This window comes from Rhodopseudomonas sp. WA056, from assembly GCF_010906995.1.
GTDB lineage: Bacteria > Pseudomonadota > Alphaproteobacteria > Rhizobiales > Xanthobacteraceae > Rhodopseudomonas > Rhodopseudomonas palustris_G.
Genome location: NZ_QPFS01000053.1, coordinates 1 through 24220, shown reverse-complemented (window position 1 = coordinate 24220; position 24220 = coordinate 1). Strand labels below are relative to the sequence as shown.

Genomic DNA, 24220 nt, shown 5'->3' with positions numbered 1-24220 from the left:
GTCTCACGCCAGCTCCGGCGTCTCGTCGTCTGGCAGCGGGAACTGGTAGGCGTTGAGCGTCATCGACACCATAGTGTAGTAGCCGCACAATCCGATCACTTCGACCAAGCCGCGCTCGCCGAGCAGCCGCATCGCCTCGTCATACAGCGGCTGCGGCAGCCCCTTGGCTTCGTGCAAGGCGCGGGCGACATCGTAGATCACCTGCGCCTTCGGATCGTCGAACGATGGGGTGCGGCGGTCGCGGATCGCGTCGATGATGGCAGGGTCGAGCCCGCCGTCGAGCGCCATCTTCTTGTGCGCGTACCATTCGAACTGCGCGGTCCAATGCCGCGCGGTGACCAGGATTGCCAGTTCCGACAGCGCCGGGGGCAGCGAGGTGTCGTAGCGCAGGAAGGCGCCGAGCCGCGTCGCGTGGCGGGCCATCTCCGGGCTCGCCAGCCACGCCATCATCGGCGGCGGCGGGCTGCCGCGCTTGCTGGCGATCGACTCGTCGTAGATGGCGCGCTGTTCGGCGCTCATTTCGCCAGGCGAAAGTAAATTCAGGCGCATCCTCGGTTGTCCTCTTCGGGTATCGGGCGTTCGTTCCCTAGCACATCGCCGCAAGACCGCAGCCCGAGACGGATATTGAATTCCACCGCGTGACGCGCCAAGGTCGCCGCCAATAAATGCATCGTCGGCGTGCAACGCGCCGGCGCAAATGTGGATGGAAACCGCATGACCGATCTCGATACATTCCGCGCAGAGACCCGCGCCTGGCTGGAGGCCAATTGCCCCGCCGAGATGCGCACGCCGATGCAGGGCGACGAGGACAATTTCTGGGGCGGCCGCAACGCCAAATTCGCCTCCGAGGCGCAGAAGGTCTGGTTCGAGCGGATGCGCGACAAGGGCTGGACCGTGCCGGACTGGCCGACGCAATACGGCGGCGGCGGGCTCGACGGCGCCCAGCACAAGGTGTTGCGCGAAGAGATGGCCGCGATCGGCGCGCGCCCGCCGCTGTCGTCGTTCGGCATCTGGATGCTTGGGCCGGCGCTGCTGAAATACGGCAACGAACAGCAGAAGGCCGAGCACCTGCCGAAGATCGCGCGCGGCGAAATCCGCTGGTGCCAGGGCTATTCCGAGCCGAACGCCGGCTCCGACCTCGCCTCGCTGCAAACCCGCGCGGTGCCGGACGGCGACGACTTCATCATCAACGGCTCGAAGATCTGGACGTCCTACGCCAATTACGCCGACTGGATCTTCTGCCTGGTGCGCACCGATCCGGCCGCCAAGAAGCACGACGGCATCAGCTTCATCCTGTTCGACATGACGTCGCCCGGCGTGACCACCAAGCCGATTTTGCTGATCTCCGGCAAGTCGCCGTTCTGCGAGACCTTCTTCGACAATGTCCGGGTGCCGCAGTCGCACGTCGTCGGCACCATCAATCGCGGCTGGGATGTGGCGAAGTATCTGCTGCAGCACGAGCGCGCAATGATCTCCGGCATGGGCGGCCGTGACGGCGGCCGGCCGCTCGGCCAGGTCGCGGCGGATTCGCTCGGCACCGACGCGCAGGGGCGGCTCGACGATCCGATCCTGCGCGGCCAGATCGCCACGTTCGATGTCGACGAGGCGGCGCTCGCCTGTGCGGCGGAGCGGGCGGTGGATCTCGCCAAGGCCGGGCAACTGCATCCGGCGTTCTCGTCGGCGATGAAGTACTACGGCACCGAGCTGAACAAGCGCCGCCACGAGATCCTGATGTCGGCCGGCGGCATCGACGCGCTGGAGTGGGAGAGCGTGCGCAGCCACGACGGCGCCCGCGCCCGCGCCTGGCTGCGCACCAAGGCCAACTCGATCGAAGGCGGCACCAGCGAAGTGATGCTCGGCATCGTCGCCAAGCGCATCCTCGATCTGCCGGGGGCTTAGTAGGCGTCCTCATCCTGAGGAGTGGCCGTCAGGCCGCGTCTCGAAGGATGAGGGGCCGCGGCGCTCATGGTTCGAGACGGCGCGCTGCGCGCGCCTCCTCACCATGAGGTCCTCGTATCGTTGCAACATCATTGATCTGATCGGAAACCTCACCCATGGCTCTCGTCCTCACCGAAGAACAAACCATGCTGCGCGACTCCGCGCGCGGGCTGATCGGCGACAAGGCGCCGGTCGCTCATCTGCGCAAGCTGCGCGACGAGCGTGACGCCACCGGCTTTTCCCGCGACCTCTGGAAGAGTTTTGCCGAGATGGGCCTCGCCGGCCTGCTGGTGCCGGAAGAATTCGGCGGCTCCGGGCTCGGCTGTGTCGAGGCCGGCGTGGTGATGGAGGAGATCGGCCGTAACCTGACGCCGTCGCCGTTGCTGTCGACCGCGATCCTGGCGGCTTCCGCACTCGTCCGCGGCGGCTCGGACGCGCAGAAGAAGAACTACCTGCCGAAGATTGCCGACGGCTCGCTGATCGCCGCGCTCGCAGTGGACGAAGGCGCCAAGCATCGGCCGTCGCGCATCACCCTGAGCGCGACGCGCGCGGGCAACGGTTTCAAGCTGAAAGGCGACAAGGCGCTGGTGGTCGACGGCCACGTCGCCGACCTTTTGATCGTCGCGGCGCGGAGCAGCGGCCAGCCCGGCGAGGCCGACGGTCTGACGCTGTTCCTGGTCGACCCGAAGGCCAAGGGCGTTGCGATCGAGCGTACCGTGATGGTCGACGCGCACAATGCGGCGCGGATAGGCTTCGACGACGTCGAGGTGAATGCCGATCAGGTACTCGGCGAGGTCGATCGCGGTGGCGCGCTGCTCGAGGCGGTGCTCAACGTCGGCCGCGCTGCCGTCGCGGCCGAAATGCTCGGCGTCGCCGACGAGGCGTTTGGGCGGACGGTGAGCTATCTCAAGGAGCGCAAGCAGTTCGGCAGGCTGATCGGCGAATTCCAGGCGCTGCAGCACCGCGCCGCACATCTCTACACCGAGATCGAGATCCTGCGCGCCGCCGTGCTCAAGGCGCTGCAGGCGGTCGATGCCGACGCGGCGCAGGCGCGCCTCGCGGTCGCGGTCTCCAAGGCCAAGGCCGGTACGGTGACCACGCTCGCAGTGCAGGAAGGTGTGCAGATGCACGGCGGCATGGGCATGACCGATCAGTTCGATATCGGCCTGTTCATGAAGCGCGGCCGCGTGCTGCAGGAGCTGTTCGGCGACAGCGCCTACCACACCGAAGCACTGGCGGAGTGGAAGAAGTATTGAGCTTCCCTTCGTCAGGACGCTTTCGTGGTCATTCCGGGGCGCGAGCGTTAGCTCGCGAACCCGGAATCCCGAGATTGTTTTGAGATCTCGCCCTGAACCGCGAGATTCCGGGCTCGCGCTGCGCGCGCCCCGGAATGACGATGGCGCGGTTTGTTACCGGATCGGCGGGGCGTATTGGATGCCGCCGTTGCTCCAGAGCTGGTTGAGGCCGCGCGGGATGCCGAGCTTGCCGACGTTGCGGTCGTAGACTTCGCCGTAATTGCCGACATGGCGGACGATGCGGGCGGCCCAGTCCTTCGACAGGCCGAGATCCTCGCCGAATGCGCCCTCGGTGCCGACCAGGCGCATCACGTCCGGCTTCTTCGACTTGAGGGCTTCGTCGATGTTCTGCGAGGTGATGCCGAGCTCTTCGGCGTTGATCATCGCGTACAGCGTCCACTTCACGATCATCATCCAATCGTCGTCGCGCTGCCGCACCACGGGTGCGAGCGGCTCCTTGGAGATGACGTCGGGCAGGATGACGTGGTCGCCGGCGTTGGCGAAGGTCTTGCGCAGCGCGTAGAGCTGCGACACGTCGGCCGTGAAGGTGTCGCACTGGCCGTCCTTGTAGGCCTTCACCACGTCGTCGAACTTCTCGGATTTGACCTCCTGATAGGTCATGTTGTTGGTGCGGAAGTAATCGGCGAGGTTGAGCTGGGTGGTGGTGCCGTTCTGGACGCAGACCTTGCTGCCGTCGAGTTCGACCGCGCTGTCGATCTTGCGCGAGGCCGGCACCATGAAGCCCTGGCCGTCGTAATAGGCGACCGCCGGGAAATACAGCTCGTAGTTCGTCTCGCGCGACATGCTCCAGGTCGAGTTGCGCGACAGGATGTCGACCTTGCGGCTCTGCAATTCCTTGAACCGTTCGTTGGCGTCGAGCGGCAGGAATTTGACCTTGGTCGGATCGTCGAAGATCGCCGCCGCCACCGCGCGGCAGAAGTCGACGTCGAAGCCGGTCCAGTTGCCCTTGTCGTCCGGGGTCGCGAAACCGGGCAGACCCTTGTTGACGCCGCACAGCACCGCGTCGCGGCGGATGGTGCGCTTCAGCGTCTTGGTGTCGTAGCGCTCATAGGTGACCGCGGCAGCCGCGATTCCCGCCGCGACCACGAGCCCGAGGGCGAGCCCGGTCTGAAACGTCCGTTTGAACATGCTGAGTCTTTCGCAATGAGAACAGTAGGCAGGCGGGGTGCGTTACAGCTCGGGCTTCTGCCGGACCACCACCTTGGTGCCGACCGGGACGCGGTCGTACAGGTCCATCACGTCGGCGTTGACCAGCCGGAAGCAGCCGGACGAGATCGCGGTGCCGATGGTGTCGGGGCGGTTGGTGCCGTGGATGCGATACACCGTCGAGCCGAGATACATCGCGCGAGCGCCCATCGGGTTGCCCGGGCCGCCGGCCATGAAGCGCGGCAGATAGGGCTGACGCTGGATCATCTCCGGCGGCGGGGTCCAGTCCGGCCATTCGGCTTTCCGCGAAATCTTCAGCAGCCCCTGCCACTGGAAGCCTTCGCGGCCGACCCCGATGCCGTAGCGCAGCGCGCGGTTGTTGCCCTGAACCAGATACAGGTAACGTTCCGAGGTCTGCACGATGATGGTGCCGGGCGCCTCCGTGCTGCGGTAATATACCATCTGCTTGCGCCATTCCGGCGGCAGCACGTAGCCGTCGTCTGCGATCAGCCCGGGCTCGTCGCCGACGTCGGGCTGTTGCGCGTAGCTCGGTACCGAGACGAACGTGATCAGGGCCGCCGCCGTGGCGAGCCGGCCGATCCAACGCGGCATTCTCATGAGACCCCCATCGCGAAACACCGCAGGCTGTGTACCACGTCAGCCCGGCGCGATCCACAACCGCAGCAGCAGCGAGACCAGCGTCACGGTGCCGACGCCGGCCAGCCACAGCGCCACGAACCACAGCAGTCGTCGCGACACCGGGCGTCGAGGTTCAATGGGGCCGGTCAATGATAGCCGCTCTCCGGATCGACCTTGCCGCGAAACACCCAATAGGCCCACGCGGTGTAGGCGAGGATGATCGGCACCAGGATGGCGACGCCGACCAGCATGAAGATCTGGCTGTTCTCCGGCGCCGCGGCCTGCCAGATGGTGATGCTGCGCGGTACCACATACGGCCACAGGCTGATGCCGAGGCCCGCATAGGACAGTGCGAACAGGCACAGCGTCAGCAGGAACGGCTGGTAGTCGCGGCGCTGCGCCAGCGCCCGCAACAGCAGCGCGGTGACGATGGCGACAGCGAGCGGCACCTGCGCGGTGGCGAGCACGTTCGGCCAGGCGAACCAGCGCTCCGAGTAATCATAGCTGAGGAACGGCGTCGCGGCGCTGACGGCGATGATCGCGACGATCATGGCGGCCAGCAGCCAGCGGCTCAGCCGGTAGGCGGTCTCGCGCAGATCGCCGGTGGTCTTCATCACCAGCCAGGTGGCGCCGAGCATCGCGTAGCCGATCACCAGCGCGACGCCGGTGAGCAGGCTGAACGGCGTCAGCCAGTCCCACCACCCGCCCGCATAGGCGCGGCCTTCGACCGCGACGCCTTGCAGCAGCGCGCCGAGCGCGATTCCCTGTGCCAGCGTGGCGATCAGCGAGCCCAGGAAAAAGGCCAGATCCCAGCGGTTGCGTTCGCGCTGCGTCCGCCAGCGGAATTCGAACGCCACGCCGCGGAACACCAGGCCGAGCAGCATCGCGATGATCGGCGTATACAGCGCCGGCATCAGCACCGCATAGGCCAGCGGAAAGGCCGCGAACAGTCCGCCGCCGCCGAGCACCAGCCAGGTTTCGTTGCCGTCCCACACCGGGGCGACGCTGTTCATCACCACGTCGCGGTCGCGCTTGGTGCGAAACAGCGGAAACAGGATGCCGAGGCCGAGATCGAACCCGTCCATCACCACATAGACGAACACCGCAAAGGCGATGATGAAAGCCCAGATCGTCGCGACGTCGTAAGCCATGGTCACAACCGAATCCTGCTGCTCAACTGAATCTGCGGGTGGCGATCGCCGGGGCCGGCGTGATGCCGGCGGCGCGTTCCGGCATGTCGCCGCGCGGGCCTTCCTCGCCGTGGTGCGGCGGATGCGCCATCAATCGCAAGATGTACACGGCGCCGGCGATGAACACCGCGAAGTACACCACGACGAAGGCGATCAGCGAGGACGCGACGGCCGGTGCGGCGAGCGGCGACACCGATTCGGTGGTGCGCAGCAGTCCGAACACGGTGAACGGCTGGCGGCCGGTTTCGGTGGTGACCCAGCCCGCCAGAACGGCGACGAAGCCGGCCGGGCCCATCGCCAGCGCGAACCGGTGCAGCGGTCGCGATTCGAACAGCCGGCCGCGCCAGCGCAGCCACAGGCCCGACAGGCCGAGGCCGAGCATCAGGAAGCCGAGCGCGACCATCACCCGGAACGACCAGAAGGTGATCGGCACCGGCGGCCAGTCCTCTCGCGGCACGGTGTCGAGGCCGGGGAGCGGCGCATCGAGCGAGTGCTTCAGGATCAGCGACGACAGTTTGGGGATCTCGAGCGCATAGCGCACCACCGCGGCGTCCTGGTCCGGCAGCCCGAACAGGATCAGCGGCGCGCCGTCGGGATGGCTTTGATAATGGCCTTCCATCGCCATCACCTTGGCGGGCTGGTGCTCCAGCGTGTTCAGGCCATGCAGATCCCCGGCAAAGATCTGGATCGGCGCCACCACGGCGATCATCCACATCGCCATCGAGAACATCGTGCGCGCGCCGGGCTGCCGGGTGTTGCTCAGCAGGTGATAGGCCCCGACCGCGCCGACCACCAGCGCAGTGGTGAGGTAGGCCGCCAGCACCATGTGCACCAGGCGGTACGGAAACGACGGATTGAAGATCAGCGCGAACCAGTCGGTGGCGACGAATTGTCCTGCATCGTTCATGGCGTAGCCGGCCGGCGTATGCATCCAGGAGTTCGCCGATAGAATCCAGAATGCCGACATCAGGGTGCCGATCGCCACCATCAGCGTGGCGAGAAAATGCAGCCGCGGTCCGACCAGCTTGAGGCCGAACAGCATCACGCCGAGAAATCCCGCCTCGAGGAAGAATGCGGTCAGCACCTCGTAGGCCATCAGCGGGCCGAGCACCGGGCCGGTCTTGTCGGAAAACACCGACCAGTTGGTGCCGAACTGGTAGGACATCACGATGCCGGACACCACGCCCATGCCGAACGCGATGGCGAAGATCTTCACCCAGTAATTGAACAGATTGATGAAGACTTCGCGCTTGGTCCAAAGCCACAGCGCTTCCAGCACTGCGAGGAAGCTCGCCAGGCCGATCGAGAACGCGGGGAAGATGATGTGGAACGAGACAGTGAAGGCGAACTGGATGCGCGCCAGTACGACCGGATCAAGACTTTCGAACATTCCACCGACCCGCAGAAGTGACGGAAAAATGATGCCTGCAGCATCGCATGGAACTGTATCGCCGCAGTGCAACGATGCCTAGACAGCGGCGGTTAACAATTCCGCGACGGTGCAGCTCAATTGATCGTCGATCGATTTGTTCCTACGCGGTCGCTGCCGCAGCGCTGCGTCAACGCAACGCACCGCGGATGTGGCGTATCCGGATCGGGTCACAGCGAAAACCCGGACGAGGGGGCATCTCGTCCGGGTCCCTTGGAGGCCTGCGATTGGGGGGTCGGAGGCTTTTGGAATTTCGCTGTCGTGCGATGCTCGATCGGGTGACCGCCACATCGACGAGGATCAGCCTAACAACTCGATCTTTCCGTTCGATGTCGTCGATCGTTTCAATTGTTCCGTTCGCCGGCTCGTGACGTCGCTGTGATGAGTATAGTGATCAACACATCGTGGCACGAGGGCGGCGAATCAGAACCGCTCCAAATTGTTCTTCTGCGACCAAGCGGCGCGGGGACATCGCGGGACGCCGGGCGGATGGCGCGACATCAGGCCGCGAGGCTTTCGACGCCGTGCCGCCTGAGCAGTTCGGCGAGCTGCTTGCGGGCATAGAACATCCTGGTCTTCACCGTGCTCTGCGGGATGCCGACGATCCGGCCGACCTCTTCGACCGATTTCTCATGATAGTAGACCAGATTGATGATCTCGCGATGCGCCGGTGACAGCTTGGCGATGCAGGCACGCAGGATGTCGCCGGTGCGGCTGCGGTCGAGCGCGGTCTCCGGCGAGTCCGAGCCGTCGGCGATTTCCAGCACGTCGTCCTGGTCGATGTCCTCGTGCTGGCGCTGACGAAGCGCGGTCAGCGCCTTGAAGCGGGCGATCGACAGCAGCCAAGTCGACACCTGGGCGCGGCCTTCGAACTGCCGGGCGGTCCGCCAGACGTCGAGAAACACCTGGCTGACCAGATCCTCGGCGGTGGCGGCATCGCGCACCATCCGCAGGATGAAACGATACACCCGCACATTGTGCCGGGCGTACAGAGTGTGCATCGCAGTCCGGTCACCGCCCGCAATGCTGGCGAGCAGCATTTCATCGCTCGTGGCCCTGGCGGCGAGGATGCCCAGGCGGCCGGCGTCGTTGAGCGCAATGACGTTCTGCATGACGAGCTCCCTTATGCCGCGCTCCCCCGCGGCGTGTTGGGAGAACTACTAGCCAGCTACCGTTTCAGGAGGTCTGCGCCGGTGCCAAAAATGGTTTCGTGCCATGCTGAAAATGTTTCGTGCCCGGGCCGGCGACGAAACAATCGGTCGGAACGACAGGGGAGGCGTCCTACCGCAGCCGTGCCGCGGGGCGACGAGCAGCCTCAGGCCCGCGCGGGGGGCGGGCGAGGACGATCAGGCCCGCTCGGAGGCGGGCGAGAACAAATAGCCGCCACCGCGGATGGTGCGGATGACCGCCGGTTTGGTCGGGTCGGGCTCGATCTTGCGCCGGATCCGCATGATCCGCAGATCGACCGCGCGGTCGAACGCTTCGGCATGGCGGGCGTTCGCCAGCTCCAGCAGGCGCTCGCGTGACAGCACCCGTTTCGGATTGGCGGCGAACACTTTGAGCAGCCCGAATTCCGACGCCGTCAGCGGATGCTCGTTGCCATCGTCGTCGCGCAGCGCCTGCGCTTCGAGATCAAGCCATTTGGTGCCGAACCGGACGAGCTGGGTGGTGTCCGGTTTCGGGGCGCTCGCCGGTTCTGCAGCGGCCGGCTTGGGCGGCGCCGCGCGGCGCAGCACCGAGCGGATGCGAGCCATCAATTCGCGCAGCTCGCACGGCTTGGCGACGTAGTCGTCGGCGCCGAGCTCGAGACCGACGACGCGGTCGATCGGACTGGCCGTGGCGGTCAGCATGATCACCGGCACGTTGGACTTGGCCTTGAGGTCGCGGATGATCGACAGACCGTCCTCCTCCGGCATGTTGAGGTCGAGCACCACCAGGTCCGGCAGCTTGACGGCGATCTCGGCGCGCAGGCTCCTGCCGCCGTCGCACAGCGTCACGGCGAAGCCGTGCATCTTCAGATAGTCGCCGACCATTTCGCGGGCTGGAGCTTCGTCGTCGACGACGATGATGTGCGGATTCTGGCTCATGACATCGACGCTGCGGGCAGGATGATGGTGAAGGTCGCGCCCTGGCTCGGGCCGGGGCTTTCGGCGACGATCTCGCCGCCATGCATGTCGACGATCTTCTTGACGATCGACAATCCGAGCCCGGTCGAGCTCTCCCCGGCGGTCGGCTTGGCGGACAGCCGCTGGAACCGGCCGAACAGCCGGCCGAGATCTTCCGGCGACAGGCCGGCGCCCTCGTCGGTCACGCGGATCACGGTGCCGTCGTCGTCGCTGTCGACCTGCAGGGCGATGTTGCCGCCGATCGGACTGTATTTGATGGCGTTGCTGACCAGATTGTCGATCGCCTCGCGCATCCGGTCGGAGTCGCACATCGTGGTGCACGCCTCGGGCGTCGATACCGAAATCACCTGCTGCTTGTTCTGGGCCATCGGCCGGTTGGCTTCGGCGACCTCGCCGACCAGCGCGGCGATGTCGACCGCCTCGCGCCGGATAGAGATGTCGAACGCATCCGCCATGGCGTCCGAGATCAGATGATCGACCATCAGCGTCAGCCGCCGTGTGGCGTCGCGGATGTGGTCGACCTGGGCGATGACGTGATCCTTGGAGGCTTCGGCTCCGATCAGCTCGGTCAGCATCTCGGTGCGGCCGAGGATGACGCCGAGCGGGTTCTTCAGATCGTGGGCGACGGTGCCGAGGATCTCGTTCTTGAACGCATTGGCGCGCTGCAGCCGCAGCCACTGCGTCGACAGCCGGCGGTTGGCCTGGGTCAGCGCCCGGGTGCGCTGTGCCACCCGATCTTCGAGCTGGGTATTGGCCTCGTGCAACTGCCGATACAGAATGACGTTGTCGAACGCGATCGACAGCCGGCTTCCGAAGATCTCGACCAGCGAGCGGTCGGTGTCGGACAGTTCGCGCTCGGCCTGCAACAGCACCACCACTTCGCGGCCGCTGCCGGTGCGTATGTAGAGCACGGTGCGATGGTCGGCGAATTCGTGCTTGCGGCGGCGGAACGCCTCCTCGACCATCTGGCGCAGATCCGGATCGAGCGCATTGCTGTTGCGCGTGGTGCCGATGAAGCGGCTGTAGCACCCCGAGCCGGCCAGCACCGACAGATCCTCGCCGCAATCCCTGAGCACCAAAATACCGGCGCAATCGACATTGAGCAGCGAGGCGAGCTGGGTCAGCACGCCCTCGGCGAGCCGCTGCATCGACTTGAAGTCGTACAGCGTCGAGGCGGCGTCGATGATGATCTCCAGGCCGCGCCGGGTCTGCACCATCCGTTCGAGCTGCTGATAGCTGCGCAGCGCCGCGGTCAGCGACGTGAACAGCTTGTCGGCGGTCAGCTCGGTCTTGGCCTTGTAGTCGTTGATGTCGTAGTCGACGATGACGCGGCGCTCCGGCGCCTGGCCGGGCTGGCCGGTCCGCAGGATGATGCGGACGGTCTCGTTCTTCAGTTCGTTGCGGATGAATTCGACCAGGTCGAGCCCGGCCGCGTCGGTCTCCATGATGACGTCGAGCAGCACCGCGGCGATGTCCGGATTGGCCCGCATCAGGTCGCGGCCCTCGGCGCCCGAATAGGCCGACAGGATTTCCAGCCCCTGGCCGTTGAGGCTGTAGTCGCTCAGCGCGAAGCGGGTGCCGTCGTGAACCGCGAGATCGTCGTCGATCACCGCGATCTTCCATTTCCGCGTGTCCGATGCCTCCGGCGCCGAATCGCTGTCTTCGATCAGCTCGAGGATATCGTCCTGGTCGGCCATTGCAGGTTTCCGTCGATGGGCGGGTCGGTGGGCGCCGCGCCGCCGGTGGCGGTTTTGGGCATGATAATGCGAAAAGTCGTGCCTTGTCCTAGTCTTGATTCCAGCATCATCCGGCCGCCGAGCTGCTGGGTCACCAGATTGTAAACGATGTGCAGCCCGAGCCCGGTGCCACCCTCGTTGCGGCGGGTGGTGAAGAACGGATCGAACGCCTGGCGTTGCACGTCCGGTGTCATGCCGGCGCCGTCATCGGTGAAGATCACCTCGACGTCATCGGCTCCGCGCGACCGTGCCGTGATGGTGATCGATCCGGCCCGACCGTCGGGGAAGGCGTGGTTGGCGGCATTCAGGAACAAATTGGTCAGGATCTGTCCGTAGGCGCCGGGATAGCCGTCGATCGTCAGCCCGTCCGGCACGTCGATCTCGATCCGGATCGGCGAGCGCTTGAGCACCGGCTTCAGGCTGGCGACGATCTGGTCGGTGGCCTCGTGCAGGTTGAAGTGCCGGCGCTCGGCGTGCGACCGGTCGACCGCCACCTGCTTGAAGGACTGGATCAGTTCGGCGGCGCGCTGCAGGTTGCCGACGAGTTGCTGGGCGGCGTCGCGCGTCGAGCGCACGAATTCGTCGAGCTGTGAGCGGCGCAGCGGGGTGTCTCCCTTCAGCTCGCTCTCGAACGTCGTCGCCCTGCGGGCGAAGCTCGATGCCACCGTCAGGCTGATGCCGATCGGGTTGTTGACCTCGTGAGCGACGCCGGCGACCAGACTGCCGAGCGCGGCCAGCCGTTCGGCGTCGATCAAATTCTGCTGCGCGGTCTTCAGTTCGAGCAGCGCGCTCTCCGCCTTTTCCTTGGATTCGCGCAGATCGTTCTCGGCCTTGCGCTTGTCGATGGCGTTCTCGCGGAACACTTCGACCGCGCGCGCCATCGCGCCGATCTCGTCCCTCGCCTCGGTCCCGGCGACGCGGCGATCGTAGTTGCCCGAGGTGATGGCGTGCATCGCGGCCAGAATCTGCTGCAGCGGCAGGCGGATGCTGAGCGCGATGACGATTCCGGCAGTGATGATCACGCCGAGGAAAATCAGCGCAATCGACAGCACCTTGCGCGATATTCCGGTCAGGGTGCGGTCGAACGTCTCCTGGGCCTTCTGCTCGCGCTGACGCATCTTCACCGACAGCGCGTCGATCGCCGCGATGGTGGCGGCCTGACTGGCATCGATCGAGTTGCGCAACAGATCGCTGCGCTTGGCGAGCTGATCGGTCAATTCCTGCAAGCCGTCGCTCAGCGCCGCGGTGCGCAGATCGAGCTTCTGTAGCGCCATCTTCTGCAGATCGTTGTCGGCGAGCTCGGTCATGACCGGAATCGTGCGGACGATCGTCTCGGTATTCTGTCGCGCGTCCTCGGCGGCCTGCGGCGACAGCGACAGATAGTAGGAGTTCGCCGCGACCAGCATGGCAGTGAACGCCTCGCGGGCACGGCCGAGCGGCGGCAGGATCAGCGCGTCGCGCTGGCCGGTGGCGCCGCCGATCACCGCGAACAGGGCGGCGATGTCGCGTGCCGGAGCCTGGATCTGGTTCTCGTAGGTCGCCTTGATCGTGGTCTGCAGCGCCCGTAGATCGCCGAAGCCGCCGAGGAAGCGCTCGGTGGCCCGCTCCAGCTCTTCCACCGAGCCGGACAGCATCGGATCGGTCGAGGCGCGATTGGTCAGCGTCCCGAGCACCGCTTCGCGCAGCAGCAGGATTTCGGCGAACAGTTCGGGGCTGGGCTGATTGATGTAGCGGTGGATGAGGTTCTGTAGCCGGCCGGTTTCGCTTTCCAGCAGCGCCAGGATCTTGTCGGATTCCCTCACCTGGCGGACGTCATCCCAGGCGGTGCGCAGCACTCGTGTGCCGCTCCAGATCATGCTGACGAGTACCAGCACGACCAGGGAATTCAGCGCCGCAATCGACAGGATGCGCCAGCGGATCGGCACCGCTCGCACCAGGCCGACGAGGCCGGTGCGCCCGCGCCGGTCCGGCCGCGGCTCGGCTTCCGAGAGGGGCGGGGCGAGCGGATCCAACTCAGTCGACCTCGTGCCGATCAACGACCGGATGCCCCGACCGCCGCGTCAGGGGGCGTGCAGGGGCGGCGCGCGGGATCTCGGCTCGGCTGGACAGCGGCAAGTTCAATCCCATACAGTTGACCCGGTCGCCGGGACCGGAGAAGTCCTGCCAAGCTAGCAGATCAGCCTGGGCGATGGCTATCGGGAGTGAGTGCGTCGGGCGATGGCCGGAATCCTGGGAAGACTCGCGCAGCTCGCTACCGCCGGACTGGTTTGGGCCGCCGCCGGTATCGCCCCTGCCAGCGCCGTCACGGAGATCGCCTGGTGGCATGCGATGTCCGGCCAGCTCGGCCGGCAGCTCGAAAAGCTGGCGGCGGATTTCAATGCGTCGCAGTCCGACTACCGCGTGGTCCCGACCTACAAGGGCAACTACACCCAGACCGTCACCGCGGCGATCTTCGCGTTCCGCTCCTCCAGTCAGCCGACGATCGTGCAGGTCAACGAGATCGCGACCGCCACCATGATGGCGGCGAAGGGTGCGGTCTATCCGGTCTACGAATTGATGCGCGACGAGCGCGAAGCATTCTCGCCCGCGGATTATCTGCCGGCCGTCACCGGCTACTACACCGATCTCGACGGCAATATGCTGTCGTTTCCGTTCAACGCCTCGACGCCGATTCTGTATTATAACACGACGCTGTTCAGGCGCGCCGGGCTCGATCCGGAGACGGCGCCGACCACTTGGCCGGAGCTCGCCGCCATGGCGGAGCGGCTGGTCGAGGCCGGCGCGGCGTGCGGCTTTACGACCTCGTGGCCGTCCTGGGTCCAGGTCGAGAATTTCTCCGCCTATCACAACCTGCCGCTGGCGACGCGGTCGAACGGCCTCGGCGGATTGGATGCCGTCCTGGTGTTCAACAATCCGGTAGTGGTGCGTCATGTCGCGCAGCTCGCCGATTGGCAGAAGACCAGGATCTACGACTATGGCGGTCGCGCCACCGCCGCCGAACCACGATTCCAGCAGGGCGATTGCGGCATCTTCATCGGCTCGTCGGCGACCCGCGCCGACATCCTCGCCAATGCGCAGTTCGAGGTCGGCTACGGCCGGCTGCCGTATTGGCCGGACGTCGCCGATGCGCCGCAAAACACCATCATCGGCGGCGCGACCCTGTGGGTACTGCGTGGCCGTTCGGCGGGGGAATACAAGGGCGCCGCCAAGTTCTTCGCTTACCTGTCGAAGCCGGAGATTCAGGCGGCGTGGCACCAGCACACCGGTTATCTGCCGATCACCAAGGCAGCCTATGATCTCACCCGCGCGCAGGGGTTCTACGACCGCAATCCGGGTACCGCGATCTCGATCGAGCAGATGACATCGAAGCCGCCGACCGAGCATTCGCGCGGGCTGCGACTGGGGTCGTTCGTGCTGGTGCGGGCGGCGATCGAAGACGAGTTCGAGCAGGCGGTGCGCGGCCTCAAGAGCGCGCAGGCGGCGATGGATGCGGCGGTGGAGCGCGGCAACAAGCTGCTGCGGCAGTTCGAGCGCACGAAGCCTTGAAGTCCGGCTAAGACGCCGGCTTGCGCAAGCCGAACACATTGGAGTCGCGGTTCAACACCGGGGCCACCATCGCGACCAGTTTCTGCGCGGCTGCCTCGATCGTCAGCCCGGCAGTGTCGAGCACGCCGGCCGCGCGTGCGTATAATGGCTCGCGGCTTTGCAGAATGGTGCGCAGCTCCTGCATCGCGGCGCGGTCGTCGGCCATCGGCCGCAAATCTCCCTGGCCGCGCACGCGCGCCATGTGTTCCTCGGGCTCGGCCTTGAGCCACAGCGTGTAGAACGAGGTCAGAATCTGGTCGAAGGTGATCGGCTCGGAGACGATGCCGCCGCCGGTCGCCAGCACGATCGGCTCGTTGCGGGCGAGCAGCCGCGACAGCGCGGTCTGCTCCATGCGCCGGAAGCCTTCCTGTCCGTAGAGCGCGATGATCTCCGATACCGAGAGCCCGTTCTGCCGCTCGATCTCGCGGTTCAACTCGACGAAGCTCCAGCCGATGCTGTCGGCCAGCATCTTGCCCAGCGTCGATTTGCCGGCGCCGCGCAGACCGATCAGCGCGATGCCGTGGAAGGTCGCGTTCCGCTCCGGACCGCTGCCGAACCGGCCGAGACCGGACAGCACGTCCTTGGCATGCGCGATCTGCACCGGGGTGGCGCGCCGCACCAGATCGCGGATCACCGGCCAGTCGGCCGACGTTTCATTGGACGGCAGCAGGTCTTCCAGCGGTGTCGCCAGCGCTTCGGAGATCCGGCGCAGCAGCATGATCGACACGTTGCCCTTGCCGCTTTCGAGTTGCGCGATGTAGCGCTCCGAGATGCCGGAGACCTTGGCCAGCACCTTGCGCGACATCCCGCGTCGCCCGCGCATGGTTCGGACATGGCGGCCGAGGTCGAGCAGAAAGCTCGCGTCGGTATCGTCTGGCTCGGCCATCTCGGTCCATTCACTGCTGTTTGGGGAATGATAGTGCCGGCCGAAAGCGCCAGCAATCCGATGGATTGCCGTTCGATGCATTATAGTACAAGGAGAATTTCGTGGGTGGGACGGAACATCGCGGAAGCTGGCCCTGCGCGCGTCAGCGCGCAGGGGAGCCGCGGAGCCCTATCGGAGGCGACCTCTCCCGCCACGCCCAGCGGGAGACGAGGCGAGGCGGCTTACGCCCAGCCGTCGCCCTTGATGCCGGGGTTGGCGAAAGCGACGCCGCCGTCCACCGTCACGGTCGATCCGACCACGTAGTCGCCGGCGCGCGAGGCGAGGAATACGGCGGTGCCGGCCATGTCCTCGTCGGTGCCGATCCGGCCGGCCGGCACGCGCTTGGCGACCGCATCGGCTTCGTCACGCGCGGCCTTGTTCATGTCGGAGGCGAACGGCCCCGGCGCGATCGCGGTGACCACGATGTGGTCCTTGATCAGCCGCACCGCCATCCGGCGGGTCAGATGGATCAGCCCGGCCTTCGACGCAGCGTAAGGATAGGTCTCGAGCGGATTGACGAAGATGCCGTCGATCGAGGCGATGTTGATCACCTTGCCGGGCTGCTCGGCGCTCGCGGCGGCACGAAGCTGCGGCGCCAGCGCCTTGGTGAGGAAAAACGGGGTCTTGACGTTGAGGTCCATCACCTTGTCCCAGCCGCTCTCCGGGAATTCGTCGAAGTCGGCTGCCCAGGCGGCTCCGGCGTTGTTGACCAGAATGTCGAGCTTGGTTTCGCGGCGCTTGATCTCCGCAGCCAGCGTGTCGATGCCGGCCATCGTCGAGATGTCGATCGGCAGCGCGATGCACTCGCCGGGATACATTTCGGTGAGTTCGTCGGCGGTCGCCTGGCAGACCGCCGCCTTGCGCGCGGTGATGTACACCCGGGTCGCGCCGTATGCGAGAAAGCCCGCCGCGATCATCTTGCCGATGCCGCGCGAGCCGCCGGTCACCAAGGCGACGCGGCCTTGCAGCGAGAACAGATCCTTGAACATGACGCCTCCCTCGGGTGTTTGCCGCCTGTTTGCGGTGACGGGGAGGGCGAGTCAAGAAATCACGCCGCAGCGACACGGCGGAAGCCGTTCCACATTGCGGTGGCGGCGCCGGAAGTCAGCACCGGCAACAACCGGTCGTCCTGATAAAGACCGTTGAGCGAGACGCGTGGCAGCGCGGTCAGGCGGTCGGCGCATTCGGCGAACATCATGCCGGGCCTGGTCGTCACGGCGGTCTTGAAGCCGGCCGCCTTGGCCAGCGCGAATTCACGCGGCCCTGCTGCGGCTTTGTCGCCGTACGGATAGGCGAGATGATCGACCGTTTGCTGCAACTCGTCCTGGATCCGGGCGCGGCTGCCGGTCAATTCGTGGGCCGCGACCAGTTCGCTCTGTCGGCGCAGCATGCAGTGGGTGATGCCGTGAGCGCCGATCGTCACCAGCGGGTGCGCGGCGAAGCGGCGCAGTTCCTCCCAAGGCAGGCAGAGTTCACGCGACGTAGCGGTTTCGTCGATGTCGTAGCGCAGGCACAGCGCGGTCATCGCAGCGTCGAGATCGCTGCCATTCGGCAGGCTGCGCAGCAGATCGTGCAGCCGGTCGAAAGCCGCCTGCTTGGCCTCGGGCGTTTCGGTGTCGAGGCGCAGCTCGTGGCCGCCGATCGATACTTCGAGCCGGCTTTGGGCGGCGATCAGCCGCTCCAGCGTCACCCACCACAATCGTCCGGTGCCTTCGGCGAAGTCGCAGGTGACGAACACCGTGAAGGGGGCGCCGAACTCCTCGAAGACCGGCAGCGCGAAGTCGCGGTTGTCGCGATAGCCGTCGTCCAGCGTGATGCAGGCGAATCGCCGGCTGAAATCCCGCGCGTCGAGCCGCCGGTACAGTTCGTCCATGGTGACGAGGTCGACCTCGAGCTGCCGTAGGTGCGCCAGTGTGGCACGGAGGAAGTCCGGCGTGACTTCGAGGTGGCGATTGGGCTGAAACGGATCGTCGCGAGCCGGACGAACGTTGTGCAGCATGAAGATCGTGCCGATTCCCGAAAAGATCGGCCGCAGCACCCGATGCGCGCCGGTGTAATAAAGGGCCTCGAGCCCGGCGCGGATCATGCTGTGGCGGAAGTGCTTCATCGAACCCGGCTACTCAATTTCCGCACGATGATAGGTGCCGACGGTTGAAGAAACGGTTATGGGAAGCGCAACTTTGGGCGCTGTTTCCTTGAATTGGGTTTGACAGCCTTCCAACGGTTTGATTTCTCTCTGCTTCTGATCCACGGGAAGCGGAATGCGCGGACTCTACAGCTCCAGCGGTAAATGGTGGCCCGGCGCCATTCCGCTGGTCATTCTCTGGGCGATCGCCGCTTGGACGACGATGCCGGCCGTGGAAGCCGACCTTGGCGCTCGCGCCACGGCCGTGCTTAAGGACACCGTTCTCGACAAGACGAGAATCACCGCAGCGGGCCGCGACATCACGCTGGCCGCCGAGGCGTTCTCCGAGGAGGGGCGCCGCGCCGCGGTGTCCGCGGTCGAGGCTGTGCCGGGGCTTCGTCTGGTGAACGACCGGACCAGACTGGTTCCGGAAGCTTCGCCTTATGTGTGGTCGATCGAGCGCGATGTGGTGCGGGTGACGCTGACCGGCAGTGCGCCGCTGCCGGCGAGCCGTACCCGGCTGGTCGACGGCGCGCGGTCGGTGGTCGGCGGTGTCGAGGTGATCGACCGAATGGCGCTGGCGCGCGGCGCCCCGCAGCGGTTCGATGCCGCCGCGATGCTGCTGATCGACCAGATCGGCAAGTTGAAGCAGGGTAGGATCACCCTGACCGGCACGCAAGTTGCGCTGAAGGGGATGGCCAGGGATCTCGGCGGCCGGGAGTCGATCGCCGCGGCACTGCGCAACCTGCCCGATGGTTACACGATCGGCGACAACGAGATCGAAGCACCGCCCTACGTGTTCCGCGCCTATAAGGATCCGGTCGCCGGGCAGGTCGCGCTCGACGGCTATGTTCCGGACAACGCCGTGCATGCCGCGCTCGCCGCGGCCACCGGCCGCAAGTTCTTCGGCGAGAAGGTGGTCGATAACCTCAAGGCCAGCGTCGGCGCCCCGAAGGGCTTTCTCGACGCCGCGGTGACGGCGCTGGGCGCGCTGTCACGGCTGTCGACCGGCACCCTGGTACTGTCGGACCGGGAGATCCATCTGTCCGGCGATGCGCTCTACGAGGCCGCGGCGAGCCAGATCCGCGGCGGGCTCAACAAGGAACTGCCGCAGGGCTGGACGGTGAAGGCCGACCTCTCGGTCAAGCCGGCGGCGGCGCCGGTGGACGCCTCGGTGTGCCAGCAATTGTTCAATGGCCTGCTGGCCAAGACCACCGTGCAGTTCGATTCCGCCAGCGCCGGGATTTCCAAGGATTCCGCCGGTCTGCTGGACCGGCTGATCGAGACCGCGATGCGCTGTCCCAACGCCAGGATCGAGATCGCCGGCCACACCGACAGCGACGGCGACGACGCCTTCAACCAGTCGCTGTCGGAAAAGCGCGCCCGCGCGGTGGTCGACTACATGGTGCGGGCCGGCGTGACGCCCGAGCGTCTTCCAAGGCGAGGAAGCGCCGGATCGTCTTCGTGGTCAGGTGCCGCATGGTGGCTTTGGCGGATTTCTTCTGGGGCTGGCTGATCGGATCGCTGCTGCTCGGCTTCGCGGTCGGCTGGATCTCGGTGGTGCATCGCGGACCCGACCTGTCGAAGAACGCCTTGCTGGGGATCGGCGGCATCGCTGCGGTGCTGCTCGGGCTCTCGCTGGCGCGGCTGGTTCCGGGCCGGGCCGGCTACTGGCTCGACCTTTTCCTGGCCATGCTGGCTGCCTATCTGATCGGTTGTGCCATCGGCTCGTGGCTCCGCTATTGGGTGGTGGCGCGGCAATCGCAGCGGTCCTGAGCTGGTGACCGGCGTCGCTGCGACGATAGGTCCCGCGCTGCAGCGAAAGCCAATAACGGCGAAGTCGCAGCCGACGGCCGAACCGGATTCGAGACGCCGAAAGCTGCCCTCGGGGGTCGACCGAATTCCACTCGGCCGGAAAACACGCTACCAACGACCGGCGGCCGGCCTCAGTTCGGCACACGTGCCGGAACACCAGGGGTAGATCGCGGCGAAGGGGATCGAGGTCTCGATGCGGATCGCAATACGCAGGACGATCAAAGTTCTGCGCGAGAAGCAAATCCTGCACAAACTCGGTGTTGCGGTCAGCATCGCGATCATCGCGGCCGCCTGCTATGTTCTGTATCACATTCTCCGTGGCATCGACACCGACCGGGTGCTCGATGCGATGAGCCAGACCGACCCGAGCTCGATTGCGCTCGCCGCGGTGTTCGTCGCCGCCGGCTATTTCACCCTGACGTTCTACGATCTGTTTGCCGTCCGTGCGATCGGGCGCGACGACGTGCCTTACCGGGTCAACGCGCTCGCCGCCTTCACCAGCTATTCGATCGGTCACAATGTCGGCGCCAGCGCGCTGACCGGCGGTGCGGTGCGCTACCGGATCTACTCGGCCTGGGGACTCGATGCGATCGACGTCGCCAAGGTATGCTTTCTCGCCGGCCTGACGTTCTGGCTCGGCAATGCCGCAGTGCTTGGCCTCGGCGTGGCGTATCATCCGGAAGCGGCCTCGGCGGTCGATCAATTGCCGCCTGAGGTCAATCGGGTTCTTGCGCTGGTAATCATCGCCGGGTTGGCGGTCTACGTCGCCTGGGTGTCGATCAAGCCACGTTGCGTCGGGCGCGGCAGTTGGACGGTGACGCTGCCCGGCGGCAAGCTGACGCTGCTGCAGATCGGGATCGGCATCGTCGACCTCAGCTTCTGTGCGCTGGCGATGTACGTGCTGACGCCCGAAGAGCCGCATGTCGGCTTCGTCGTGGTCGCGGTGATCTTCGTGTCGGCGACTCTGCTCGGCTTCGCCAGCCACTCGCCCGGCGGTCTCGGTGTGTTCGACGCTGCGATGCTGGTCGGCCTGTGGCAGATGGACAAGGAAGAGCTGCTCGCCGGCATGCTGCTGTTCCGTCTGCTGTACTACATCGTGCCGTTCGTGATATCGATCCTCGTACTCGCGATCCGGGAGATCGTGCTCGGTGCGAGGCCGAAGCGGGTCCGCCCGCTGGGCGAAGCGCTGGAGCCGAAGCCGGTGCGCGGAGATCCCTCACCAGGTTGAGCCATGACCACCGCCCCCGCGCCCGACGAGCAAGCCCGCCCCGGTCGTGATCTCGTATTCGCGGCGCCGGCCGCGCCGGCGTCGCTGCTGACGCATTGGTCCGACCGGCTCCGCCATGCGGCGATCATCCTGCTGGCCGCGGTGCTGGCGCTCACCGCGCTGGTGCTGTTCGCGGACCTCGCGGTCGTGCCGGCGCTCGCCGCCTTCGTCGGCCTCGTCGCGGCGGCGCTGGTGCCGTGGCGTCTGCACGACGGCGCCAATGCGATCGACGACACTCTCGGCATCAGTCCGGTAGAAATGCCGGTGGTGAGCGCCATCGTCGGCGGCATGCCGGACCCGGCGGTGCTGCTCGATCGTGCCGGCCGCGTGATTCATCTAAACGCCGCGGCCGCGCAACTGGCGCCGGCGCTGCGGGTGCGTGAATTGGCGCAGTTCGCACTGCGCAGCCCCGAGATCGTCACCGCGCTGCGCGAGGCGATCGCCACGTCCGAGCCGCGCCGCGTCTCCTATCTCGATCACGGCTCGATCGAGCGCTGGCTCGAACTGATCATCGCTCCGGTGGAGGTACCGACCGCGTTCGGCGGTACCGACCAGTGCATGCTGATGACGTTCCACGATCTCACTCCGCTACGCCGGGTCGAGGAGATGCGCGCCGATTTCGTCGCCAACGCCAGCCACGAACTGCGCACGCCGCTCGCCGCATTATCGGGCTTCATCGACACGCTGCAGGGGCAGGCGCGCGACGATCCGAAAGCGCGCGAACGTTTCCTCGGCATCATGCACGCCCAGGCGACCCGGATGGCGCGTCTGATCGACGATCTGCTGTCGCTGTCGCGGGTCGAGCTCAGTGTGCACGTCCGGCCCGACGCTCTGATCGATCTGCGGCCGCTGATCAAGCAGGTCACCGACGGCCTCGAACCGCTGGCGAAGGAGCGCCGGGTGGTGATCGATCTGGATCTGCCCGAGGAGCCGGTGACGATCGCGGGCGACCGCGAAGAACTGTTGCGGCTGTTCGAGAACCTGATCGAGAACGCGCTGAAATACGGCGCCTCCGGCGGACGCGTCGTCGTTTCGGTGACGACTTCGGTCTCGGGCGACGGCGTGCCGGAGTATCGTGCGCTGGTCCGCGATTTCGGACCCGGTATCGCCCCGGAGCACCTGCCGCGGCTGACCGAGCGCTTCTACCGGGTCGATGTCGGCGACAGTCGATCCCAGGGCGGTACCGGGCTAGGATTATCCTTGGTGAAACATATTGTTAACCGTCATCGCGGCCGGCTTTTGATCGAAAGCGTGCTGAAAAAAGGCGCGACTTTCACCGTCTGTCTGCCCCGGGGAAAGTCCCAGGCCTGAGCCGAAAAATTCAATTTGTTCATCGGCTTAGTCAAGTCACATGACTGTCATCAAACCCTCATAAAAGGTCAACCGACCGCCCGTAGACGGGGCGGGTAAGCGCAGTCGGGCGCGCGGAGCGCTTCGCTTACGAATGGAGAACCTTCCCCATGAATTTCATCAAGGCAATCGTCGCGGCCGGCATGGTTGCGGCGTCGACGTCGGCCTTCGCCGCCGACATCACCGGCGCGGGCGCGAGCTTTCCTTTCCCGATCTATTCGAAGTGGGCCGATGCCTATAAGAAGGAGACCGGCAACGGCCTGAACTACCAGTCGATCGGTTCGGGCGCCGGCATCAAGCAGATCATCGCCAAGACCGTGACGTTCGGCGCCACCGACGCGCCGCTGAAGCCCGAGCAGCTCGAGAAGGAAGGCCTGGCGCAGTGGCCGATGGTGATGGGCGCGATCGTCCCCGTCATGAACATCGAAGGCATCAAGCCCGGCGAAATGGTGCTCGACGGCACCACCCTCGCCAAGATCTATCTCGGCGAGATCAAGGCCTGGAACGATCCGGCGATCGCCAAGCTGAACCCGAAGCTGAAGCTGCCGACCGACGCGATCGCCGTCGTGCGCCGCTCGGACGGCTCGGGCACCACGTTCAACTTCACCGACTATCTGTCGAAGGTCAGCGCCGACTGGAAGTCGAAGGTCGGCTCGGGCACCGCGGTCGAATGGCCGGTCGGCGTCGGCGCCAAGGGTAACGAAGGCGTCGCCGGCAATATCAGCCAGACCAAGAACTCGATCGGCTATGTCGAGTACGCCTACGCCAAGCAGAACAAGCTGACCTACGCGTCGATGATCAACAGCGCCGGCAAGACCGTGCAGCCGACCATGGCGTCGTTCCAGGCCGCCGCTGCCAACGCGGATTGGGCTAAGGCTCCGGGTTACTACCTGATCCTCACCAATCAGCCCGGCGACGCGTCCTGGCCGATCGCCGCCGCGACCTTCATCCTGATGCACAAGGACGCGACCGACAAGGCGGCCTCGACCGAAGCCCTGAAGTTCTTCAAGTGGGCGTTCGAGAAGGGCGGCAAGATGGCCGAAGAACTCGACTACGTCCCGATGCCGGACTCGGTCGTCAAGCAGGTCGAGAAGACCTGGGCCTCCGAGATCAAGAGCTGATCGCAGAACGACCAGGCGGCGCGGTCCCGACAGCGGATCGCGCCGCCGCCGGCCGCGCCGGAACTCGAGCCTTCGGGTTGAATTCCGGCTCGGCCTTCGCGAACGCGATCACGTTCGCAGCGTGCCACGATGAGCGATCGTGGCAATTCCTGACAAACTGAAATCTCCAGGCTACGCGGCGCGGAAAGTCGTAACCTGCACCGGCACAAGGGGAAATGGCGTGGCGGACATGGCGGTGGACACTACAGGGTTGCAAGCGGCTGCCGGACCTTTCGATCGCGCCAAGGCGCTGAGCGCCTTCAAGCTGGGTGACAAGACATTCTATTGGGCCACGCGCGCCTGCGCGATCTCGGTCCTGCTGATCCTCGGCGGCATCATCCTGTCGCTGTTCGTCGGTGCCTGGCCGGCGATCCAGGAATTCGGCCTGTCGTTCCTGACCACCGCGCGCTGGGCGCCGGCCAACGACCCGCCGGTACTCGGCGCGCTCGGCCCGATCTACGGCACGCTTGTGA

The 24220-nt window shown here is 65.9% G+C and carries 21 protein-coding genes and 1 pseudogene; 9 read left to right on the top strand and 13 right to left on the bottom strand.

Features of this window, described 5'->3' with window-relative positions:
- Positions 1-3: 3 nt before the first annotated feature.
- Positions 4-549: a carboxymuconolactone decarboxylase family protein gene (locus DU475_RS12515; RefSeq protein WP_142884107.1), complete on the bottom strand. Its 546-nt coding sequence runs from the start codon at positions 547-549 to the stop codon at positions 4-6.
- Positions 550-714: 165 nt separating this feature from the next.
- Here DU475_RS12515 and DU475_RS12510 point away from each other — a divergent pair, with 165 nt between their 5' ends.
- A complete protein-coding gene (locus tag DU475_RS12510) occupies positions 715-1899 on the top strand; it encodes an acyl-CoA dehydrogenase family protein (protein ID WP_142884108.1) in 1185 nt (394 codons plus the stop codon).
- A 155-nt stretch (positions 1900-2054) separates the two neighbouring features.
- The gene (locus tag DU475_RS12505) at positions 2055-3194 is read left to right on the top strand and encodes an acyl-CoA dehydrogenase family protein (protein WP_164632321.1); all 1140 of its coding nucleotides are present in this window, start codon (positions 2055-2057) and stop codon (positions 3192-3194) included.
- Positions 3195-3347: 153 nt separating this feature from the next.
- Here DU475_RS12505 and DU475_RS12500 read toward each other — a convergent pair whose 3' ends face one another.
- From DU475_RS12500 to DU475_RS12460, 9 genes are all read right to left on the bottom strand, one after another.
- Positions 3348-4382 carry an amino acid ABC transporter substrate-binding protein gene (locus tag DU475_RS12500; RefSeq protein WP_047306996.1) on the bottom strand — a complete coding sequence of 345 codons (1035 nt, stop codon included), beginning with the start codon at positions 4380-4382 and terminating at the stop codon, positions 3348-3350.
- A gap of 42 nt (positions 4383-4424) precedes the next feature.
- Positions 4425-5018: a L,D-transpeptidase gene (locus tag DU475_RS12495; protein ID WP_425326997.1), complete on the bottom strand. Its 594-nt coding sequence runs from the start codon at positions 5016-5018 to the stop codon at positions 4425-4427.
- Positions 5019-5057: 39 nt separating this feature from the next.
- Positions 5058-5189 (bottom strand): DUF2474 domain-containing protein, encoded by a 132-nt coding sequence (locus DU475_RS12490; RefSeq protein ID WP_085977243.1) that lies wholly within the window; start codon positions 5187-5189, stop codon positions 5058-5060.
- Positions 5186-6190 carry a cytochrome d ubiquinol oxidase subunit II gene (gene cydB, locus DU475_RS12485; RefSeq protein ID WP_013504615.1) on the bottom strand — a complete coding sequence of 335 codons (1005 nt, stop codon included), beginning with the start codon at positions 6188-6190 and terminating at the stop codon, positions 5186-5188. The genes DU475_RS12490 and cydB overlap by 4 nt, the downstream gene beginning before the upstream one ends.
- Positions 6191-6212: 22 nt before the next feature.
- Entirely contained in the window at positions 6213-7619 is a 1407-nt protein-coding gene (locus tag DU475_RS12480; protein ID WP_142884110.1) for a cytochrome ubiquinol oxidase subunit I, read from the bottom strand.
- Between the two features lie 539 nt (positions 7620-8158).
- Positions 8159-8770 carry a sigma-70 family RNA polymerase sigma factor gene (locus DU475_RS12475; RefSeq protein WP_164632320.1) on the bottom strand — a complete coding sequence of 204 codons (612 nt, stop codon included), beginning with the start codon at positions 8768-8770 and terminating at the stop codon, positions 8159-8161.
- Positions 8771-9004: 234 nt separating this feature from the next.
- Positions 9005-9745, bottom strand: coding sequence for a response regulator (locus DU475_RS12470; protein ID WP_164632319.1), 741 nt, complete (start codon positions 9743-9745; stop codon positions 9005-9007).
- Positions 9742-11481 carry an ATP-binding response regulator gene (locus tag DU475_RS12465; protein WP_013504611.1) on the bottom strand — a complete coding sequence of 580 codons (1740 nt, stop codon included), beginning with the start codon at positions 11479-11481 and terminating at the stop codon, positions 9742-9744. Before DU475_RS12465 ends, DU475_RS12470 begins: the two co-directional genes overlap by 4 nt.
- Positions 11451-13532, bottom strand: coding sequence for a sensor histidine kinase (locus DU475_RS12460; protein ID WP_013504610.1), 2082 nt, complete (start codon positions 13530-13532; stop codon positions 11451-11453). Before DU475_RS12460 ends, DU475_RS12465 begins: the two co-directional genes overlap by 31 nt.
- Before the next feature lie 205 nt (positions 13533-13737).
- Between DU475_RS12460 and ugpB the strand changes: the two genes are divergently transcribed.
- The gene (gene ugpB / locus DU475_RS12455; RefSeq protein WP_164632318.1) at positions 13738-15066 is read left to right on the top strand and encodes a sn-glycerol-3-phosphate ABC transporter substrate-binding protein UgpB; all 1329 of its coding nucleotides are present in this window, start codon (positions 13738-13740) and stop codon (positions 15064-15066) included.
- A 7-nt stretch (positions 15067-15073) separates the two neighbouring features.
- On the opposite strand, the gene DU475_RS12450 is transcribed toward ugpB, so the two are convergent.
- The 3 genes from DU475_RS12450 to DU475_RS12440 all read right to left on the bottom strand — a co-directional run bounded on the left by DU475_RS12450 (position 15074) and on the right by DU475_RS12440 (position 18137).
- On the bottom strand, positions 15074-16072 hold the full coding sequence (locus DU475_RS12450; RefSeq protein WP_283811127.1) for a helix-turn-helix transcriptional regulator: 999 nt from the start codon (positions 16070-16072) through the stop codon (positions 15074-15076).
- Positions 16073-16212: 140 nt separating this feature from the next.
- Complete coding sequence (locus DU475_RS12445) at positions 16213-17019, bottom strand: SDR family oxidoreductase (protein ID WP_013504607.1); 807 nt, start codon at positions 17017-17019, stop codon at positions 16213-16215.
- 59 nt (positions 17020-17078) lie between these two features.
- Positions 17079-18137 (bottom strand): polysaccharide deacetylase family protein, encoded by a 1059-nt coding sequence (locus DU475_RS12440; RefSeq protein ID WP_013504606.1) that lies wholly within the window; start codon positions 18135-18137, stop codon positions 17079-17081.
- A 154-nt stretch (positions 18138-18291) separates the two neighbouring features.
- Between DU475_RS12440 and DU475_RS12435 the strand changes: the two genes are divergently transcribed.
- The 6 genes and pseudogenes from DU475_RS12435 to pstC form a co-directional block, all read left to right on the top strand.
- Entirely contained in the window at positions 18292-19671 is a 1380-nt protein-coding gene (locus tag DU475_RS12435) for an OmpA family protein (protein ID WP_246700315.1), read from the top strand.
- Positions 19635-19931, top strand: a complete 297-nt coding sequence (locus DU475_RS12430; RefSeq protein ID WP_013504604.1) for a hypothetical protein — start codon at positions 19635-19637, stop codon at positions 19929-19931. The genes DU475_RS12435 and DU475_RS12430 overlap by 37 nt, the downstream gene beginning before the upstream one ends.
- Positions 19932-20163: 232 nt before the next feature.
- Complete coding sequence (locus DU475_RS12425; protein ID WP_164632317.1) at positions 20164-21198, top strand: lysylphosphatidylglycerol synthase domain-containing protein; 1035 nt, start codon at positions 20164-20166, stop codon at positions 21196-21198.
- Positions 21199-21201: 3 nt separating this feature from the next.
- Positions 21202-22548, top strand: a complete 1347-nt coding sequence (locus DU475_RS12420) for an ATP-binding protein (protein ID WP_164632316.1) — start codon at positions 21202-21204, stop codon at positions 22546-22548.
- A 149-nt stretch (positions 22549-22697) separates the two neighbouring features.
- Positions 22698-23708 (top strand): phosphate ABC transporter substrate-binding protein PstS, encoded by a 1011-nt coding sequence (pstS, locus tag DU475_RS12415; protein WP_164632315.1) that lies wholly within the window; start codon positions 22698-22700, stop codon positions 23706-23708.
- Between the two features lie 220 nt (positions 23709-23928).
- A pseudogene (gene pstC / locus DU475_RS12410) lies at positions 23929-24220 on the top strand (phosphate ABC transporter permease PstC); the annotation flags it as partial.

Bases quoted from the DNA above. Each gene is read 5' to 3' on its own strand.
- DU475_RS12435 (WP_246700315.1), top strand. From the start codon at position 18,292: ATGCGCGGACTCTACAGCTCCAGCGGTAAATGGTGGCCCGGCGCCATT.
- DU475_RS12505 (WP_164632321.1), top strand. From the start codon at position 2,055: ATGGCTCTCGTCCTCACCGAAGAACAAACCATGCTGCGCGACTCCGCG.
- DU475_RS12480 (WP_142884110.1), bottom strand. From the start codon at position 7,619: ATGTTCGAAAGTCTTGATCCGGTCGTACTGGCGCGCATCCAGTTCGCC.
- DU475_RS12510 (WP_142884108.1), top strand. From the start codon at position 715: ATGACCGATCTCGATACATTCCGCGCAGAGACCCGCGCCTGGCTGGAG.
- DU475_RS12445 (WP_013504607.1), bottom strand. From the start codon at position 17,019: ATGTTCAAGGATCTGTTCTCGCTGCAAGGCCGCGTCGCCTTGGTGACC.
- DU475_RS12465 (WP_013504611.1), bottom strand. From the start codon at position 11,481: ATGGCCGACCAGGACGATATCCTCGAGCTGATCGAAGACAGCGATTCG.
- DU475_RS12450 (WP_283811127.1), bottom strand. From the start codon at position 16,072: ATGCATCGAACGGCAATCCATCGGATTGCTGGCGCTTTCGGCCGGCAC.
- DU475_RS12500 (WP_047306996.1), bottom strand. From the start codon at position 4,382: ATGTTCAAACGGACGTTTCAGACCGGGCTCGCCCTCGGGCTCGTGGTC.
- DU475_RS12470 (WP_164632319.1), bottom strand. From the start codon at position 9,745: ATGAGCCAGAATCCGCACATCATCGTCGTCGACGACGAAGCTCCAGCC.
- DU475_RS12420 (WP_164632316.1), top strand. From the start codon at position 21,202: ATGACCACCGCCCCCGCGCCCGACGAGCAAGCCCGCCCCGGTCGTGAT.
- DU475_RS12495 (WP_425326997.1), bottom strand. From the start codon at position 5,018: ATGAGAATGCCGCGTTGGATCGGCCGGCTCGCCACGGCGGCGGCCCTG.
- DU475_RS12425 (WP_164632317.1), top strand. From the start codon at position 20,164: ATGCGGATCGCAATACGCAGGACGATCAAAGTTCTGCGCGAGAAGCAA.
- DU475_RS12430 (WP_013504604.1), top strand. From the start codon at position 19,635: ATGGTGGCTTTGGCGGATTTCTTCTGGGGCTGGCTGATCGGATCGCTG.
- ugpB (WP_164632318.1), top strand. From the start codon at position 13,738: ATGGCCGGAATCCTGGGAAGACTCGCGCAGCTCGCTACCGCCGGACTG.
- DU475_RS12440 (WP_013504606.1), bottom strand. From the start codon at position 18,137: ATGAAGCACTTCCGCCACAGCATGATCCGCGCCGGGCTCGAGGCCCTT.
- pstS (WP_164632315.1), top strand. From the start codon at position 22,698: ATGAATTTCATCAAGGCAATCGTCGCGGCCGGCATGGTTGCGGCGTCG.
- DU475_RS12475 (WP_164632320.1), bottom strand. From the start codon at position 8,770: ATGCAGAACGTCATTGCGCTCAACGACGCCGGCCGCCTGGGCATCCTC.
- cydB (WP_013504615.1), bottom strand. From the start codon at position 6,190: ATGGCTTACGACGTCGCGACGATCTGGGCTTTCATCATCGCCTTTGCG.
- DU475_RS12515 (WP_142884107.1), bottom strand. From the start codon at position 549: ATGCGCCTGAATTTACTTTCGCCTGGCGAAATGAGCGCCGAACAGCGC.